The organism is Photorhabdus heterorhabditis, from assembly GCF_001280945.1.
In the GTDB taxonomy this organism is placed as follows: Bacteria; Pseudomonadota; Gammaproteobacteria; order Enterobacterales; family Enterobacteriaceae; genus Photorhabdus; species Photorhabdus heterorhabditis.
In genome coordinates this window covers 1-18,909 of sequence record NZ_LJCS01000012.1, presented here as the reverse complement: position 1 = coordinate 18,909, position 18,909 = coordinate 1, and the positions used below count along the sequence as shown (strand labels likewise).

Sequence of the window (18,909 nt, the reverse complement as noted above, 5' to 3'; positions counted from 1 at the left end):
ATAAAACAGATTATAAGGGGAAATAATGTCGCTGAAAGAATTACCACAAAGAGAGCTGAAATCAAATGATGCAAAAAATCTCTTTAGCCGTTTAGTTAAGACAAATAAACCTTTTGCATGTATTTATCGCCCATTATCTGATGCTAAAGACTCTTTTTTATTATTTGAGGGGGAAATAAAATACAGCCATTCACTCTCAGAACTAGAGCCAATTTCGTTGGAGCCAACTCTTTCATTGAAATCAGACGATTTCGGTACGATGGATATAACACCTTCCGGAGAACTGAGTGCTTCTCAATTAATTATTATTCCATTTAATCAAATCGCTGAAAAAGGGTTTGCATGCCATAACGACAACGAACCTATCATTATCATGAGCATAAAAACACAAACTCGTTATCAAATAAATAACTGGGGAGTTATTGAGGATAGCAAGCCAATAAAAGCGTCTAATATACATTTCGACATCACAGATAAAAATTACAGCCAAGTGGTGGAACATGTGATCAACGATGAGATTAATGCTGGAGAAGGCAGTAATTTTGTTATGTCGAGAAGTTTAGAGGGTGATATTGAAGACTTTTCATTGGAGAATGCCCTTTCGCTATTTAATCGATTATTGATAAACGAAAGTGGTTCTTATTGGACGTGGATTGTTTATACTGGAGAACGCTATCTTATCGGCAGTAGTCCAGAGCAACATATTCTAGTGGATGGTAAAGATGTTGCCATGAACCCAATAAGTGGTACGTTAAAATATCCAGAAAAAGGAATAGAACAGGCTTTATACCATTTTATTAACAACAAAAAGGAACAGAATGAGCTCTTCATGGTCGTTGATGAGGAGCTAAAAATGATGAGCCGTATATGTGACAGTGATATTACGGTAACTGGTCCTCAATTAAAAATGATGTCTCGGGTTGCACATACGGAATATTTTATCCGTGGTTCAACATCACAGACAATTCAAACTATCCTGAAAGAGTCATTGTTCGCACCAACTGTGACCGGAAGCCCCGTGGAAAATGCATCTCAAGTCATTAAACGCTGGGAAAATCGTGGTCGTGGGTATTACAGTGGTGTTATCGGAATGATTGGCGTTAAGAATAACCAACGTTATCTGGATTCTGCTATCTTAATCCGAGCTGCTGATATTACGAAAAATGGGCATTTCCGATTGACATCAGGGGCAACAATTGTTCGTGATTCAGTTCCAGAAAATGAAGCTGAAGAAACCAAAGCAAAATTGAGTGGTTTAATGAATTCTTTTTTTGAGGAGAAAAAAAGTATTAATCTAACCAATAATACCCATTTATCTGAATATGTGTTGAGTAATATCACTACAATATTACAGCAACGAAATCAGAAAGTGTCTTCCTTCTGGTTAGGGAATTCTAAAAAAATTGCATTAACAACCAGTTCCCTCCCCTCCATTACACTCATTGATATGGAAGACTTGTTTACTGAGATGATTGCTCACCAACTACGTTATATAGGACATGATGTAACGATAGTTTCATGGTTTGAGTCTGGTATACGTTTGCCTCAATTAATGAATACAGGTAAAACAGATATCCTTTTTATTGGTCCAGGGCCAGGAAACCCAAACGCTGTTAATCATGACAAGATGGTAATGGGGCGGACACTGATTACAAATCGTTTAAAACAAAATTTACCACTAATTGGAACTTGTCTGGGACATCAACTTATTTGTGCTGAATTTGGTTTGCCCATCAAACAGCTTCCCAAAACACGGCAAGGAATGCAGTATAAAATAGCTATTGATAGTATGACCTGCTATGTAGGGTTTTATAATAGTTTTGCCGCGATGCACAAATTACCACACTGGTTTACGCCAAAATACAATCGATTGGTTTATCTTGAACGATTAGATAAAAGTGAAATTATTGCTTTGAAATCTAATAATGTGGCATCAATACAGTTTCATAACGAGTCTTTTTTAACTACTGATGCATTTCCTATTTATAACTGGATGATTAATAATGCTATAGGTTACGCAGATAAGCAGGGTGTGAACATACTTTGATTAATATTTGGATTTAAAGTGTCAATATTGTTCTTTCACTCTTTAGTTTACTATAAAATCCTAAAAAATTATTTAATTAAATTTCATTCGATATAAACATTATTAAAGTTGGTTTTTAAGAAATAATCGTCTTTAAAAAATGGCTAAAATAGTGTGCTAGCGCCCTACGCAGATAAGGAATTGCAAATCAATACATTATAAAGTAACGTATTACTTATATACCCGTTATCTTTCAAGTTGCCTCTTTGTTGGCTGCACTCACTCACCCCGGTCACATAGTTACCTATGCTCCCGGGGATTCGCTCCCTTGCCGCCGCGATCCATCTTGAAATCCAATAGGGTATAGGATGTTGTTGGGACAATTGGTGTGGTATGCGAATAATACACTTGGTTGTCCCCACTGAGCCAATTAACGCTTTACTTTTTTGTTGGTTTTATTTATTAGCAATGCTGACGTAAGTAATCCGCAGTCAATGAATTACCCTCTTCAAACATCGTTTGTGGTGTGCCACTGAACATTACCTGTCCACCAGCAGTCCCCGCACCTTCTCCTAAATCAATCACCCAATCCGCTTCTGCAATAACTTTTATGTTATGTTCAATGATCAGAACAGAATTTCCCTGTTCGACAAGGCGACGAAACAACGTCATAAGTATCGTTACATCTGAAGGATGAAGCCCGGTTGTTGGTTCATCAAAAATATACACGTCACTTTCATTATTAAGGTAAGATGCCAGTTTCAGTCTTTGGCACTCTCCCCCAGACAGATGGTCAAGCGATTCACTAAGGCGCATATAGCCTAACCCAACATTCCGAATATTCCCTAATGTTAGCTGGATCTGGTTGTCTCCCGCGAAAAAATTTGACGCCTCCGTAATACTCATATCCATAAGCTCAACAATCGTTTTACCTCTGTATTTATAATTCAGGGATTGTTGATTGAATTTTTGTCCTTGGCAAGCATCGCAAGGTAAGGTTACTGAATCCATAAAAGCCAAATCAGTTTCAATGACACCCAATCCTTTACATTCAGGGCACGCTCCTTTGGCATTTGGCGAAAACCACGATTTATCCACCTTATTAGCCAAGGCAAAACGTTCCCTGATATGTTCAAAAATACCACTCCACGATGCAATATGAGAACGTTTCGAGGTGTGAATAGGTTTTTGGTCGATAACGACAGCATTGGCACATTTCGGGACAACCTCTCCCATAATCAGGGAGCTTTTTCCTGAGCCTGCTACACCACTGATCACGAGCATTATCCCCAATGGAATATCGATAGAGATCCTTTTAAGATTATGTAGCGTTGCGTTTTTAACAGGGACATAACCAATCGGCTTTCTTGGGTTTCGGTTGAGCTGGATTGTCTGAGAAAGATATTTTCCTGTTAATGTTTCAGAAATTAGCAACCCGTTCAGATTTCCCTGATAAGTGATCGTTCCACCGTTATCACCTGCGCCGGGACCTAAATCAATCACATGATCTGCAATTTTAATAACATCGGGATCATGTTCGACCACTAAAATAGTGTTGCCTTTATCACGCAGCTGCTGGATCAGCGTATTCAGTTTTGTAATATCAGCTGGATGTAAACCGGAACTAGGTTCATCAATAATATAAGTCATTCCAGTGAGGCTACTGCCTAAATGTCTCACCATTTTTAGCCGTTGGGACTCTCCACCTGATAATGTTGCCGTCGGGCGGTTAAGATTCAGATAACCCAAACCAACAGAACACATTGATACTAAACGTTCTTTTAAAGCATTAATCAGCGTATTAACAGAAGGGATATTTAGTGTTGCTATAAACTGACTCAACTCAATAATCGGCATATCAATACAATCGCCGATACTGTTACCCTGAATTAAACACGATAGTATATGTTTATTAAGCCGCTGACCATAGCAGGCAGAGCACTGTTTTATTGAAACAATTTTCTGAAATTCTTCATTTTTGTACTCTTTGTTGTTTTTCACAAGATAATTGCGCGTGAATCTGGGAATAATCCCTTCAAATCGAGCCGATTTAGGCCAACCTGAGGATGGATTTTCTGGAGTAATATTATCCGCATATAGTAAAATCTGGCGTTCTTCGGCAGAGTAATCGGCAATTTTCTTATTATTATCAAACAAACCAGAGTGAGTATACCGACGCCATCGCCAGGTGCCTGGTGCAAATGTGGTATATTCAATTGCACCGTCATTCAGCGATTTGTTTTCATTCACCAGCTTATTAACATCTATTGTGCTGGTAATGCCCAATCCTTCGCAATGTGGACACATTCCTGACGGATGATTGAAAGAGAAAATGTTGGAATACCCGATGAATGGTGTGCCTATTCGGGAAAATAAGAGGCGCAGTAAGGTATAAATATCTGATGCTGTACCAACCGTTGAACGGACATTTTCACCAATACGCTTTTGGTTGATGATAATTGCGGTAGTGAGGTTATTTATTTCATCCATATCCGGTTGACTATAGTATGGTAACCGATGCTGTATATAAGGTGGAAAAGTGTCATTAAGTTGTCGTTGGGATTCCGCTGCAATTGTATCGAATACCAAAGAGCTTTTACCTGAACCAGAAACACCGGTAAATACTGTGATGACATTTTTAGGAATACGTAAATCAATTCCTTTAAGATTATTTTGCCTAGCACCAAGAATTTCAATCGTGTTTTGTTTATGATCCCTCACTTCATTTATCTCCTTACACGTACTAATATTAAGGAAAATAGAGTCATAATCCCACATCCGATTAATACAATAGATACAGGAAACAGAGACACAGATTTGCCAAGACCAGTTAAAAATGCCGTCAAAGAAGCTATTCCAAACTGAAGGGCACCAAGGACAGCAGAGCCTGCCCCCCTTAAATCAGGAACCGCTGTTAATGCTAAACTGGCTGCATTGCCGAAAATTAACGCCATCGTAAACATAAGCATCATGAAAATGGCCGTAGTTAACTCAAGTTGATAAACACTGAGATAATTTACAATCAGTAACAAACAAGATAAGACAAAAGTTGTTACAACACCAACCATGACAAGCCTTTTAGCGCCGATCCGTTCAACCCATCGGGCACTCAATATGCTGCTGAACATCATAATTCCGGCATTAATTGCGAACACAACAGAAAAAAATCCTGGGGTGAAATTAAACATGGACTGGTATATAAAAGGTGATGCTGAAATGTAGGCAAACAGTGCTCCAAAGGTGGCCGAGAATACTAACGTATATCCCATATAGATTCTATTTCTGAACAGTTTGAAAAACTGTTTAACTAAACTGTTCTTAATCCCGCTATATGCTGATTTATTTGGCAAACTTTCTGGCACATAAGCAAACGTTAAGACGGTGAGTATCAGTGAAATAACCGTTAAAAAGACAAATACAACTGGCCACGGAAAATGTGCAGCAATGCCTCCTATCAATGGCGCAATTATCGGCGCTACACCTTGTATCGCTAACATCAGATTGAAATAGTATGCGGCCTTGTTACCAAAACTAAGGTCAGAAACAATGGCTCGTGTCAAGACAATACCTGATGCACCACCAGCACCTTGAAAAAAACGGCTAATGGTTAACATCTCAATACTTGAAGAAAATGAACAAGCAATTGATGCTACAGTTAGCAAAACCATACCGCCTAATAGAAGGTTTCTCCTACCAATAACATCCGACCAAGGGCCAATAATTAATTGTCCAATCGCGAGGCCAAACATAAATGACGTTAGACTTAATTGAATACCAGCTTGAGTTGTGGTTAGTGCGTGAGACATAGCGGGAAATAAAGGGAGGTACATGTCAGTCGAAAGAGCGCCAATAGCACTCAACATTCCCAGAACCAAAACAAGTTTGAATCCCAGCACACCTTTTTGGTAAGACGAAACATTCAAATCTAAGCAATTGTCATTTAGTATATTTTCTGATTTTTTCACTGTCATTCATCTCATATAATAAATATGTCATGAAGACTGTAGCACCATAGAAAAATGATTTCCATTTAGAAATCATTTTTCTTGTTTGCTTGGTGTTACTATTGAAAGTGCTATATTTTCGATAGTAAAGCCTTGTTTCAAGGCGGAGTGTTGAGAGGAAACCGGGTTGTATTACCGATCAAAATCGGCAATTTGATAGGTTTCGTTGGGTAATTAACGCATTCACTTTGCTTAGGATGACTTGATAGAGCAGGTAATAACTGAAGTAACCACGATCGAAAATAACAACAGCATTTTCTCCCAGACACGCAAGGTGTCCTTTTGCATAGTCTCTCATTATTATGATTAATAAAATCAATATTATACACTACTGAGTTCAGTACATCATAGAGGCAGCTTATCATGGCATAGGAGTAATATCTGGATGTGTTTTGGGGGTCTTGTAACATCAAAGGATTAATTTATTATGTCATGTTACTTATATTCATCAGAAGAGCTACCAAAAGGATTTAATTTTCCATCGCATTTTTTGAAAATAGTAAATCAAGAATCTATTTTGGATTTAGAACCTTGGTGGTTTTTGTGCGAATTTGAAAAATTCTCTAAATACTGGTTGTCTGAAATGAATACGCAATATCCAGCAAGGCAACTCGTGCCATTTGCAAAAATATCTTATTCTGACGATATTGCTTGCTTTGATGGCTCTGATGTCTCAGGTGATCCAAAAGTATTTTTTATCCATGCTTTTGCGTCAACTGGGTGGGAAGATAGAGGAGGTCTTAATAATTTTGATGAGTGGCTAGAATTAGCAAAGGAAGAATACGAGGCTAACGCCCCGTAGAAATTCTTCTCCCGCCTTATGGCGGCAGGAGTACCTTTGCGAAGGAAAAAATGGCACCGTGACTTTTAGCATGGCCTCGGTGCCGCCGGTGTAATCCTTCCACTTTTTCGGAGAAAACCTTTTAATTTCCACCTAGTTTTCAATGTATATCTTAGCTATTTTCTCAAATAAAGAACTTTTACTGACTTCCTTTAACCTTAATACATCGTTGGTAAAAGAACGTAGGAAAATAGATGTAATATTTTGTTCCATCGCATTTATCTGTTTGCCCTCTTTATCCATAGTCAGAATATTGTAAATTAAGTTCTCTTTTGCAATCGTTTGATTAGGTGAATTGCATGGTGATACAAAATACAATAAGTCATCTCCCCTCGGTTGAAGATAAATATGTTCATACTGACTCTTCTGTTTAGGCGCTAAGTAATAGGGTAAAACTGTTTCAATTGGATTACATACTCTATTCACTAAACTTTCATCTTCCAAAGCATACTCAATATTATCTATTCTCTGATTACCGATGATTCTAGGAATCCTATCCGAGTGATATCGACTAAGACATATTTTTTCAACCTCATCGACTAAATAAAAAGAGTCATTATAAAACGTTTTTATATTTTTCATAAATGGACATTTTTGCTCAAGAGTCCTTGCATTCTTTGCAAGTGAATGCCCCTTGATAAAAAGCGTTTTATTACTAATATAAACATCCACTATTGAAGCAAGTATCTCTTCTCTTTTCTTAATGACTCCCGGAGCTCTAATATATATAAGAGTCATCTTTGAATCTGGCAGATCAATATTTTCAACCTTCCTCTCTTTGAAAATTTTTTCTTTTAGCCAAAGTTCACTTTTAATTTTTTGAATTTTTATAAGTACTTTGCTACTTAATTTTTCCAAACCAGTTTTCTTATCATTCTCTACAATGTTATTATCTAAATCTATACCCTGAATGACTACCTCACCCTGCGCTTCAAACCTATGAATTTTCAGTTCCGTATAATAATCCAAATCAGCATTCTCTATTCCCTTGCCCCTAACGTGATCAAATGCATCCCATATCGTATTTTTCCTTTTACCCTCGACTAAAATACTGGTTTTAGCTTCATCAACTAATGAATTAAGAACCAGATAGTTATTACTTTTATCGAGTGATTCAAAACTTTGAACAGGAGCATAAGCTAATTCTTGTAGATCAAATATTTCTTTAACCTCTTTCTCAAAATATATTTTCACTTTCTTATCAGACAAATGTTCTGGAATTCTCGCATCAATCAACACCAAAGGATACGAAAAATTTTTATCCACAGTTATAAAATTATGAAGAACATAATCAGCTCTGAAGTATCTCTCACTAAATGGAATCTCAGCATGATTTAATATTTCTTTTATTTTCTGAATAACTAAATTCTGAGAATAATTTTTACTGTTTCGATACCCTTCTTTAAAACGCATAAATTTTTTCTTAGAATACTCAGTTGCATTGATATCACCTGTAACTTGAAAGTCATTTTCCTTAGTTCTAAATGATAATTGCGTTTCTTCTGTATTCCCTGACATTACCTTTTTTGTTTCAATTCGGAAGACCTTTCTGTGCAAATTCACCACCAACTCTTTTTGCATAGAGAAGTAAAAACGAGGATAAAAAGCATCAATAATCTGGCTATACTTCTCGGCTGATAAATAAAGCTCTGAGTTATAGAATACAGGTTCTATTTCATAATGTTCGTCAAGCTCTTTAAGCAAAGTTCGTTTAATATGCAATCCTACGATCGCTGAAAAAACCTTACATAAAAAATCGCTATCTTCTTCAAATTTATCAACAAATTCTTTTATGCCAGATTCCTGGTGAGACAAATAGAAAAAATGAATTTCTTTACTTCTCGAAAAACTGCCGTAATTCTTCCAAAAACTATCATAAACCACGTTTTCTAATGAACTCAGCGTTAATTTTTTTCGTATAATTTGCTGTATTTCTTTGTGCACTCTGGCATAAAATCTTTTATTATTCTCTCCCTCTTCTTTAAAAAATTTCTTTTGACCATGGGTGACATATAATCCACTGGAATCATCCACTTCAAATAATTTATTGATATTATCACATATATTGCCATCAATATCTAAAATATTCGTTTTCGCTATAGGAGAAATCTTAGAGCAATCATTAACGAAATCAATTAACTTCATCATTATCAAACACCTTGTAATAAATTAAGAATCTGATTATTAATACGAATTTCTTTAACTAACTTACTGCCTGAACCTATACGATCATTCCTATCATAATCTTGCTTTTTGTATCCAAAAGACTCCTTAAATAAGTTAAGATAATAGATTTTACTATCTTTGGAAACTTCTTGTTCAAGGTTTAGAGGATTATTCTCCATCCGAGTATTTAAGTATACGAACTTAATTGATTCATATTTATCACCAATATCATCTAAAATAGTTTCAGCTTTTCTCTGAGCATTATCATGAGTTTTTAAAGATTGGTATTTTTTATCTAAAGTAGATGACCAATTTTTTGAATCAACACAAATCAAATTCCCTCCTGCCTCAATGTAAAAATCAAATAATTCATATACTCTTTTCCCTATTTTTTCACTTAGTAATCTCGATGCTATTGGCTCACAATTATGTAGCTTGGTTAAAAGTAGAGTAAACAAATATTCACCAACATTCCCTTTAAGCAATGGGATAAAGCTGGGATGTGGAATACAATCCTTAAATACATTTTTATTTAGACTTGCAACTTCTTTTAAAAGATATGTTACATATTCATCCCTTCTATCACCAATTCGATTACCAATACCTGCAAGTATCCATTCTTTAGGATTATATATTGAACTACCGTGTTCAATATCTGTGAGTGTCACTGTATCATCTTCATGATTTTTAATACATAACTTCAATTGCGGAGTGAAAGATATATCAATATACAGCGCATCAATAGCATCCATCATTGTTTGATACTTTTGAACATGAGGGTTTAATTTTAATTTTCTTATATAGCTTGATGGCAATATCATACTTTCAATAGATCGAAGCTGTTCATTAAATGCAATTGCATCAATATCACCTTTTCTTGCATACGATAATACTTTGGGTACAAAATCTTCAAAAAATTCCTCAAGCAATACGGAATTCCGAGCTATTTTTTTCTCAAATGATTTTCTCTCTTCGCTCGATCTAAAGCTACACATGGATCTTTCTTTTTCACAGAGCTGCATAAATTGATGATTTAATAATGACATGCTCTCCAAGATAGGGTGATTATTCTTAATACGATTCAATTGATTAAACTGAACCATTCCATTTTCCACTGCACTATCAGGAATGAATATTTTTGTTTTCATCTTTGTATCTTTACGCTCAACACGACCAATAGCCTGCATTAAATCTTTTAGCTTAGAAATCATATGTTCACGCATTAAGAATTGGTAATCATCACCACTCACTAAATTGATATCAAAATCTTTTAAGAATTTTTCCTCATCTGAATCAGAACATTATTTCATTAAAAAACGATTGTAATACCTAAACCTATTTAAAATTGATCACTAACGTTATTTACTTAATTACTTAATTACTTAATTACTTAATTATAAAAATAACTTTTTTAATGCAAACCATAAGACACTAATAACAGAATAAATTATTACATCTATACCCAATAGATTTCAAGATGGATCGCGACGGCAAGGGAGAGAATCCCCGGGAGCATAGAGAACTATGTGACCGGGGTGAGTGAGTGCAGCCAACAAAGAGGCAACTTGAAAGATAACAGGTATAAACGTCTATACCTCTTTACTTCTAAAAAAAAATTAATATATTCCATTTCGCTATATATGGTTGCTATTCATTCTTTCAAACAAGTACATCTACAGAGTTATCCTCCATAACTATATGAATACAACGGATTATCTGGAGATGATATGACCACATCACGCTCTGTTCTCGATATGATTGGTAATACCCCATTGCTGGAGTTAACGCATCTGAATACCGGTCCGTGTCAATTATTTATTAAACTGGAGAATCAAAATCCCGGTGGCTCTATTAAAGATCGCGTTGCACTTTCAATGATCGAGCAAGCGGAGAAACAGGGCTTACTCCAGCCCGGTGGTACAATTATCGAAGCCACTGCCGGCAATACTGGTATTGGATTGGCATTAGTCGCCGCCCTGAAAGGTTATAAGCTGATTCTGGTTGTCCCAGATAAAATGAGCCGGGAGAAGGTGTTCCATCTGCGTGCACTGGGTACCGATGTTCGCCTGACCCGTTCTGATGTCAGTAAAGGTCATCCAGAATATTATCAGGATTATGCCCTACGTCTGGCTCAAGAAATACCAGGCGCTTATTACATTGATCAGTTCAATAATCCAGCCAACTCAGCCGCTCACATTGCTACCACCGGCCCGGAGATCTGGCAGCAAATGGATCATAACGTCGATGCCGTGGTGATCGGCGTCGGTTCCGGCGGGACGCTAGGCGGTCTGAGCAACTATTTCGCTCAAGTCTCACCAGAAACCGAGTTTGTATTAGCCGACCCAAGTGGCTCTATTCTGGTAGATTACATCGAACACGGTGAATATGGTGAAGCCGGAAGTTGGCAGGTGGAAGGCATCGGCGAAGATTTTGTTCCTCCCCTAGGTGATTTTAGTCGGGTGCACCACGCCTACCGTGTCAGTGATGCAGAAGCCTTCTCCAGCGCACGTGATCTACTGCTAAAAGAAGGTGTGCTGGCAGGTTCTTCCAGTGGAACTCTACTGGCCGCCGCACTGCGTTATTGCCGCTCACAATCCACGCCAAAGCGTGTGGTTACGCTAGCATGTGACAGTGGGAACAAGTACCTGTCAAAAATGTTTAACGACTACTGGATGCTGGAACAAGGATTTCAGTCACGTATGCCACAACATGATCTGAGTGACTATATCACCTATCGCTATCAGGATGGCGCTACGGTTTTTGTGTCGCCAGAAGATACGTTGAAAACCGCGCATACTCGAATGCGTCTGTATGAAATTTCTCAGTTACCCGTGCTAAAAGATGAACAAGTTGTCGGCATTATCGATGAATGGGATTTGATGCACACAGTGCAAGCTAATCCACACAATTTTACTCTACCCGTTAGCCATGCCATGACCCATCAGGTTCACACTCTGGATAAAAGCGCTTCTTTGCAACAATTGATAGCAACGTTCGACGCCGGGCATGTGGCACTCATCGTCAACCATGGCTGTTTCCTTGGACTCATAACTCGCACAGATGTGCTGAACGCATGGCGTCAGCAACTTAATTGATTTTCTCGTAGGAATAATATTATGACCAAGTTTGATACTAAAACTGTTCACGCTGGCTATACACCTGACCACACTGGCGCGGTAATGCCAGCGATTTATGCCACTTCGACCTACGCCCAGACTGCGCCCGGCCAGCACACTGGTTATGAGTATTCCCGCAGTGGTAACCCGACACGCGACTCACTGGAAAACGCGATAGCTGAACTGGAAAATGGCAGTCGAGGCTATGCTTTCAGTTCAGGGCTAGCAGCCAGTTCCACGGTGTTGGAACTGCTGGATAAAGATAGTCATCTGGTCGCAGTAGATGATCTGTATGGTGGCACTTACCGGCTGCTGGAAAGGGTACGTAGCCGTACTGCTGGTTTACGTGTTACTTACGTGAAAGCAGATGATATCGCTGGCCTTAAAGCGGCAATTCGTCCCGATACAAAAATGATTTGGGTGGAAACGCCTACCAATCCGTTGCTAAAACTGGCCGATCTGGCTGCTATCGCGCAAGTAGCTCAACAGCATGGAATTATTAGTGTCGCGGATAATACTTTCGCCTCCCCATATATCCAACGCCCACTTGATCTGGGATTCGATATCGTCGTGCACTCTGCGACTAAGTATTTGAATGGTCATTCCGATGTTATTGCTGGATTAGCTGTCGTAGGCAAAGATGCAGAACTAGCCGAAAAGCTCGGTTTTCTGCAAAACTCTGTAGGCGGCGTGCTCGATCCATTTAGTAGTTTTCTGGTTCTGCGTGGAATGCGCACGCTTGCTCTGCGTATGCAACGTCACATTGACAGTGCAACAAAGATTGCTCACTGGCTGGAACAACAACCACAAATCGAAACTGTTTTTTACCCCGGCCTCGCTTCGCATCCTCAGCATGAGCTGGCGAAGCGTCAAATGAAAGGTTTTGGGGGTATGATTTCTGTTCACTTAAAAGGTGATGACGATTATGCCCGTCGGCTGATTCAAGAGTTGAAGTTATTCACACTCGCGGAGAGTCTGGGGGGCGTGGAGAGCTTGATAAGCCAACCTTTCAGTATGACTCACGCATCTATTCCATTAGAAAAACGCCTTGCTTCTGGAATCACACCACAGTTAGTACGTATTTCTGTGGGTATAGAGGATGCCGAGGATCTCATTGCAGATTTGGCTCAGGCGTTGAAAAAAGCCGCTCAATAAAAGAGCAATGCCAGCCAATTTTCTCAACTGGCTGGCATTTCAATAAAAAGTGGTTCTTTTTATGCAATCAAAAGCAAATGTAGAACCAGGATTATTTATCACCCAACAGAACAGATTCCAAGGCGATTTCAATCATTTCATTGAAAGTCGTCTGGCGTTCCTCGGCGGTCAGTTTTTCATGAGTACGGATGTGGTCAGAAACGGTACAGATAGTCAGCGCTTTTGAGCCATATTCAGCCGCAACACCGTAAAAACCCGCAGCTTCCATTTCTACACCCAGAATGCCATATTGTTCCATTACATCGAACAGTTGTGGATCAGGTGTATAAAACAGCTCAACCGAGAAGATGTTACCTACACGTACATTGATGTTTTTTGCTTTAGCAGCATCAACAGCGTTACGAACCAGATCGAAATCAGCAATCGCCGCAAAGTCGTGATCTTTAAAACGTATACGGTTAACTTTGGAATCAGTACATGCCCCCATGGCAATAATCACATCACGCAATTGGACATCTTGACGTACTGAACCACAGGAACCTACACGGATAAGAACTTTAGCGCCAAAATCGGTGATCAACTCTTTCGCATAGATAGAGCAAGATGGGATACCCATACCATGCCCCATCACAGAAATCGGGCGGCCTTTATAAGTACCGGTAAATCCCAACATACCGCGTACATCGTTTACTTGTCGCACATTTTCCAGAAAAGTTTCAGCAATGTATTTTGCACGTAGTGGATCACCCGGCATCAAAACAACATCTGCAAAATCGCCCATCTCAGCATTAATATGGGGAGTGGCCATAATTAAGTTCCTTGTTTCTTATTTAATAACTATTTTAGTGAGTATATGACTACCCGAAAGCGGTCAGTAATCAGATTCAAAACATAGACTTGCCGTATTCCATTGGCGACAAACCAAAATATTTAGCAACAGTCTGTCCAATGTCAGCAAAACTTTTACGGTGGCCTAGTGAGCCAGGTTTTATCTTCGGTCCATAAATCAGGACTGGAATGTGCTCACGAGTATGGTCAGTGCCAGGCCATGTAGGGTCACAACCGTGATCTGCCGTCAAGATCAAAATGTCATCATCTTTCACGAGTTTCAGCATTTCAGGCAGACGACGATCAAACAGCTCCAATGCAGCAGCATAACCCGGAACATCACGACGATGACCATAAGAAGAGTCAAAATCGACAAAGTTAGTGAATACGATGGTGTTATCACCCGCTTTTTCCATTTCAACTAGCGTTGCATCGAATAGTGCATCAATGCCGGTCGCTTTCACTTTTTGCGTAATCCCGACGTTTGCATAGATATCTGCAATTTTACCGATAGAAACGACTGTGCCATTTTTCTCATCAACCAATTTTTTCAGCATGGTTGGCGCGGGAGGTTCAACAGCCAAGTCGTGGCGATTACCAGTACGCTGGAAATTGCCAGTCTTATCACCAACAAATGGTCGGGCAATCACACGACCAATATTATAACCACCGTCTGTCAGTTCTTCTCGGGCAATTTCGCACAGCTCGTACAGGCGATCCAAACCGAAAGTTTCTTCGTGACAAGCAATCTGGAATACTGAATCAGCAGAGGTGTAGAAAATCGGTTTACCCGTTTTCATATGCTCTTCACCTAGTTTATCCAGAATGACAGTACCAGAAGAGTGACAATTACCCAGATAACCCGGCAGATTTGCGCGTTCTACCAGTTTGTCCAACAGTTCCTGTGGGAAGCTGTTTTCTTCATCTTTGAAATATCCCCAGTCAAACAAAACCGGTACACCTGCAATTTCCCAGTGACCTGATGGCGTGTCTTTACCTGAAGAGAGTTCGCTGGCATAAGCGTAAGCACCGATAATATCTGCGTCTTTATCCAGACCTACAGGAAAAGTTCCACAGGACTCCTCCGCCGCTTTACCCAAACCTAAATGGCTTAAGTTCGGCAAGTACAGAGGCCCTTTGCGACCGACATCGGCATCACCACAAGCACAGACTTCTGCAATATGCCCCAAAGTGTTAGATCCTTTATCACCAAATTTTTCGGCATCTTCACTGGCTCCAATGCCAAAAGAATCCAATACCATGATGAATGTACGTTTCATAATTTTCTCCTGCGTCAAGTCACGCTAACAATGCGGAAATGCCACCGCAGTTTAATAATAAGTCTGGTTATGATTCGCCGATTTGGCGATAAACCATCGGTGTGGCTGGTTTGGCTTCTACCCCCAGAACAATAGCTTTACGTACTGCCTCTGCCGCTTCCTGCCATTGGTTCTCATTATTGGCATGAATGATAGCTAAGGGAGTATCTGCACTCACTTCTGAACCCAGAGCAACAATATTGCTCAGCCCCACACTGTAATCAATGAGATCCACTGCTTTACGGCGCCCTCCACCGAGGGAAACCACAGACATACCCAGAGCACGGGTATTCATATCAGTGATAAATCCATGCTGTTCAGCTAATACCGGCTTACTGAACGAGGCAGTTGGTAAGTAACGGTCGTAACGCTCAACGAAATCAGTCGGACCTTGCTGTGCAGCGACCATGCGACCAAAGATTTCGGCTGCTTTACCGTTATCTAATACAGACTGGAGTTTATTACACGCATCTTCACGATCTGTCACCAGATTACCCGATACCAGCATTTCAATACAGAGCGCCATTGTAACTTCGAGTAAACGTGGATTGCGATATTCACCCGTCAGAAAGCGAACGGCTTCACGAACTTCAAGTGCATTACCTGCACTGGATGCCAAAACCTGATTCATATCCGTCAACAGTGCAGTCGCTTTACAACCTGCACTATTAGCCACACTAACAATGGATTCTGCCAATTGCTCTGATTTTTTATAAGTCGGCATAAACGCACCTGAGCCAACTTTGACATCCATCACCAAAGCATCCAAACCTTCAGCCAGTTTTTTGCCAAGGATGGATGCCGTGATCAAAGGAATAGAATCCACCGTTGCGGTAATATCACGGGTAGCATAGAAACGTTTATCTGCCGGTGCCAACGAATGAGTCTGGCCGATAATCGCAACACCAACATCCTGAATAATTTTACGAAAACGCTCGTTATCAGGGAAAATATCAAATCCAGGGATCGCTTCTAGTTTGTCCAACGTACCACCGGTATGGCCCAGACCTCGGCCTGAGATCATCGGCACATAACCACCACAGGCAGCTACCATCGGGCCAAGCATCAGGGAAGTGACATCACCAACACCACCGGTCGAGTGTTTATCCACAATCGGGCCATTCAGATGCAAGTTTTTCCAATCCAAAACCGTACCGGAATCGCGTATAGCCAGTGTCAAAGCCACACGTTCTTCCATCGTCATGTCGTGGAAATAGATAGCCATCGCCAGAGCAGCAATTTGCCCTTCGGAAACAGAATCCTCACATATGCCATTAATGAAAAAACGGATCTCTTCTTCATTCAATGGATACCCATCACGCTTTTTACGGATGATTTCTTGTGCTAGCAACAAAGCATTCTCCTCATTATTTAACATCGGAAAAGTTCAGCAAGTCACACACTGACTGATGAAGTGCATGATTATCAGTAATTGCTGCTTTGTTTTTGCCCCTGATGACCCAGAGTATTTAGCAAATCCCCTAACAGGCTGGAAGCACCAAAACGGAAATGACGGGCATCAACCCATTTGTTACCCATGATACGATCAGCCAATGCCAGATATTGTACTGCTTCTTCAGTAGTACGCACACCACCCGCGGGTTTAAAGCCAACAGTTTCACCAACGCCCATATCATGAATAACCTGAATCATGATTTCAGCACTTTCCAGCGTGGCGTTAACTGGCACTTTACCAGTGGAGGTTTTAATAAAATCAGCACCTGCTTTAATTGAAATTTCAGATGCCTGACGGATTAGAGATGCTTCTTTCAGTTCACCCGTTTCAATAATGACTTTTAGCAGAACACCCGCTTCTGCACAGGCTTCTTTACATGCTTTCACCATCTCAAAACCAATTTGTTCATTACCGGCGATCAAGGCACGATATGGGAAAACTACATCTACCTCATCAGCACCATAAGCAATAGCTGCACGGGTTTCAGCTAAAGCGATATCAATATCGTCATTACCGTGTGGAAAATTTGTCACTGTTGCAATACGGATTTCAGGCGTGCCCTGTTCACGTAATACTTTACGAGCCAGAGGAATAAAACGGGGGTAGATACAGATAGCCGCCGTGTTACCTGCCGGGCTTTTCGCCTGATGACAAAGCGCCGTCACTTTTTCATCGGTATCATTATCATTGAGTGTCGTTAAATCCATCAAACTCAGCGCACGTTGTGCTGCTGTGGTTAAATGTGCTGCTGCGGTTAAATCGGTCATAAAACTCTCCAACGTTATTATCGTGGCCAGCTTCGCGCCGGGGCCACACATTCTTTTAAACAATTGTTTGTTGGCGAGTGGACTTGGTTCCTTAAAGATGTAGCGGTGGTATGCCCACGGCGACAGTTGAACTCCTTTTCACCGCGCTATGCTCTATCTTCGGCTTGTGATCCCTAATGCGAGCCTCGCCTTTATCCGTGAAATTATTGGCACATCTTTATTTGAACATTTAGACGCTCAAAAAATTGTGTCTGATGTCACACTAATAAAATGTAATTTGCAAGATAGCAATTTAAAATTTGACATAAATCACATTAATACAAATTTACTCTCTGCTTTATCTGCAAATCAGGTACTGCTGCCACTTTAAATAATACACGATAAAAAATATAACTCACTGCCAAACAGAGAACTTTGGACAGGAATACCCTGTTTTTTCATTAATTAACCTTACTTCTGTTGTAAGAACATTCAGTTCATTTAATTACACGATGGATAACAGTGGTAATGTCAGGTTAAATATTGTACGAACATGCACAACCATCATTTTAAATTCATCTAAACTGTATTGTTTCTATTCAAAATTCTTATTGAATTCTTTGGTTAAAAAACAACACAATCGATTCTTTTTCAATCATTCCATTTGGGTTATATTGCGATCTTATAGCTCAATATAGGTAATGATTGCTTATGGTTAATGATTTTAATTCAGAACGAAGCGGATTGATCTTTACACTCACCGCAAACGATCTCCCAGAGAAAACATTTGCTGTAGCCGAGTTTTCTTTGCAGGAAGAATTGTCCCAACTGTTTACTCTGTCTTTAACTCTGGTCAGTCAACGGGCCGATATTGATTTAGAATCACTGTTATTACAGTCGGTGAAATTCCGGGTGGTTTTTAATGGCGTTGAACAACGTCAGGTCAGTGGTGTTATCGCCCAGGCGGTATTAAGAGAGACTGATGCTCATCGTACCCTTTATTCCCTCACTGTCCGGCCCGCTCTTTGGCGAATGACCCTGAATCAGGACAGCCGGATTTATCATCGGCAAAGTGTGCCGGCCATTCTCAACAGTTTGCTGAAAAAACACCACGTGCTGGCTGATTCCCAACTGAATGAGTTTCATTATATTCGCGAGTATGTGACGCAGAAACGGGAGTCCGATTATGACTTTTTTGCCCGGTTAGTCGCTGAAGAAGGGCTGAATTTCTGGTTTGAAGATGACAAACTGT

13 protein-coding genes are annotated in these 18,909 nt (G+C 39.9%); 5 read left to right on the top strand and 8 right to left on the bottom strand.

Going from position 1 to position 18,909, the window contains the following annotated elements; genetic code table 11:
• Positions 1-25 precede the first annotated feature (25 nt).
• Positions 26-2,047 carry a chorismate-binding protein gene (locus tag AM629_RS06605; RefSeq protein WP_083451887.1) on the top strand — a complete coding sequence of 674 codons (2,022 nt, stop codon included), beginning with the start codon at positions 26-28 and terminating at the stop codon, positions 2,045-2,047.
• 441 nt (positions 2,048-2,488) lie between these two features.
• On the opposite strand, the gene AM629_RS06600 is transcribed toward AM629_RS06605, so the two are convergent.
• Together AM629_RS06600 and AM629_RS06595 are read right to left on the bottom strand one after the other, a co-directional pair.
• A complete protein-coding gene (locus tag AM629_RS06600) occupies positions 2,489-4,747 on the bottom strand; it encodes an ATP-binding cassette domain-containing protein (RefSeq protein WP_054477315.1) in 2,259 nt (752 codons plus the stop codon).
• Positions 4,748-4,752: 5 nt separating this feature from the next.
• On the bottom strand, positions 4,753-5,997 hold the full coding sequence (locus AM629_RS06595; RefSeq protein WP_167338259.1) for a multidrug effflux MFS transporter: 1,245 nt from the start codon (positions 5,995-5,997) through the stop codon (positions 4,753-4,755).
• A gap of 460 nt (positions 5,998-6,457) precedes the next feature.
• Between AM629_RS06595 and AM629_RS06590 the strand changes: the two genes are divergently transcribed.
• Positions 6,458-6,832, top strand: a complete 375-nt coding sequence (locus tag AM629_RS06590) for a hypothetical protein (RefSeq protein ID WP_054477312.1) — start codon at positions 6,458-6,460, stop codon at positions 6,830-6,832.
• Positions 6,833-6,964: 132 nt separating this feature from the next.
• Here AM629_RS06590 and AM629_RS06585 read toward each other — a convergent pair whose 3' ends face one another.
• Positions 6,965-9,019, bottom strand: a complete 2,055-nt coding sequence (locus tag AM629_RS06585; RefSeq protein WP_054477310.1) for a hypothetical protein — start codon at positions 9,017-9,019, stop codon at positions 6,965-6,967.
• Between the two features lie 2 nt (positions 9,020-9,021).
• The gene (locus AM629_RS06580; protein ID WP_054477308.1) at positions 9,022-10,287 is read right to left on the bottom strand and encodes a hypothetical protein; all 1,266 of its coding nucleotides are present in this window, start codon (positions 10,285-10,287) and stop codon (positions 9,022-9,024) included.
• Positions 10,288-10,764: 477 nt separating this feature from the next.
• On the opposite strand from AM629_RS06580, the gene AM629_RS06575 reads away from it, so the two are divergent.
• Positions 10,765-12,132, top strand: coding sequence for a pyridoxal-phosphate dependent enzyme (locus tag AM629_RS06575; protein ID WP_054477306.1), 1,368 nt, complete (start codon positions 10,765-10,767; stop codon positions 12,130-12,132).
• 21 nt (positions 12,133-12,153) lie between these two features.
• Complete coding sequence (locus tag AM629_RS06570; RefSeq protein WP_054477304.1) at positions 12,154-13,308, top strand: trans-sulfuration enzyme family protein; 1,155 nt, start codon at positions 12,154-12,156, stop codon at positions 13,306-13,308.
• Positions 13,309-13,399: 91 nt separating this feature from the next.
• On the opposite strand, the gene deoD is transcribed toward AM629_RS06570, so the two are convergent.
• The 4 genes from deoD to deoC form a co-directional block, all read right to left on the bottom strand.
• Complete coding sequence (deoD, locus tag AM629_RS06565; RefSeq protein WP_054477302.1) at positions 13,400-14,116, bottom strand: purine-nucleoside phosphorylase; 717 nt, start codon at positions 14,114-14,116, stop codon at positions 13,400-13,402.
• A 76-nt stretch (positions 14,117-14,192) separates the two neighbouring features.
• Positions 14,193-15,416, bottom strand: a complete 1,224-nt coding sequence (gene deoB / locus AM629_RS06560) for a phosphopentomutase (protein WP_054477300.1) — start codon at positions 15,414-15,416, stop codon at positions 14,193-14,195.
• Positions 15,417-15,483: 67 nt separating this feature from the next.
• The gene (deoA, locus tag AM629_RS06555; protein ID WP_054477298.1) at positions 15,484-16,809 is read right to left on the bottom strand and encodes a thymidine phosphorylase; all 1,326 of its coding nucleotides are present in this window, start codon (positions 16,807-16,809) and stop codon (positions 15,484-15,486) included.
• A 71-nt stretch (positions 16,810-16,880) separates the two neighbouring features.
• Complete coding sequence (deoC, locus tag AM629_RS06550; RefSeq protein WP_054477296.1) at positions 16,881-17,678, bottom strand: deoxyribose-phosphate aldolase; 798 nt, start codon at positions 17,676-17,678, stop codon at positions 16,881-16,883.
• A 690-nt stretch (positions 17,679-18,368) separates the two neighbouring features.
• On the opposite strand from deoC, the gene AM629_RS06540 reads away from it, so the two are divergent.
• Positions 18,369-18,909: contractile injection system protein, VgrG/Pvc8 family (locus AM629_RS06540; protein ID WP_268794955.1), on the top strand; the 541-nt coding region annotated here is incomplete at its 3' end.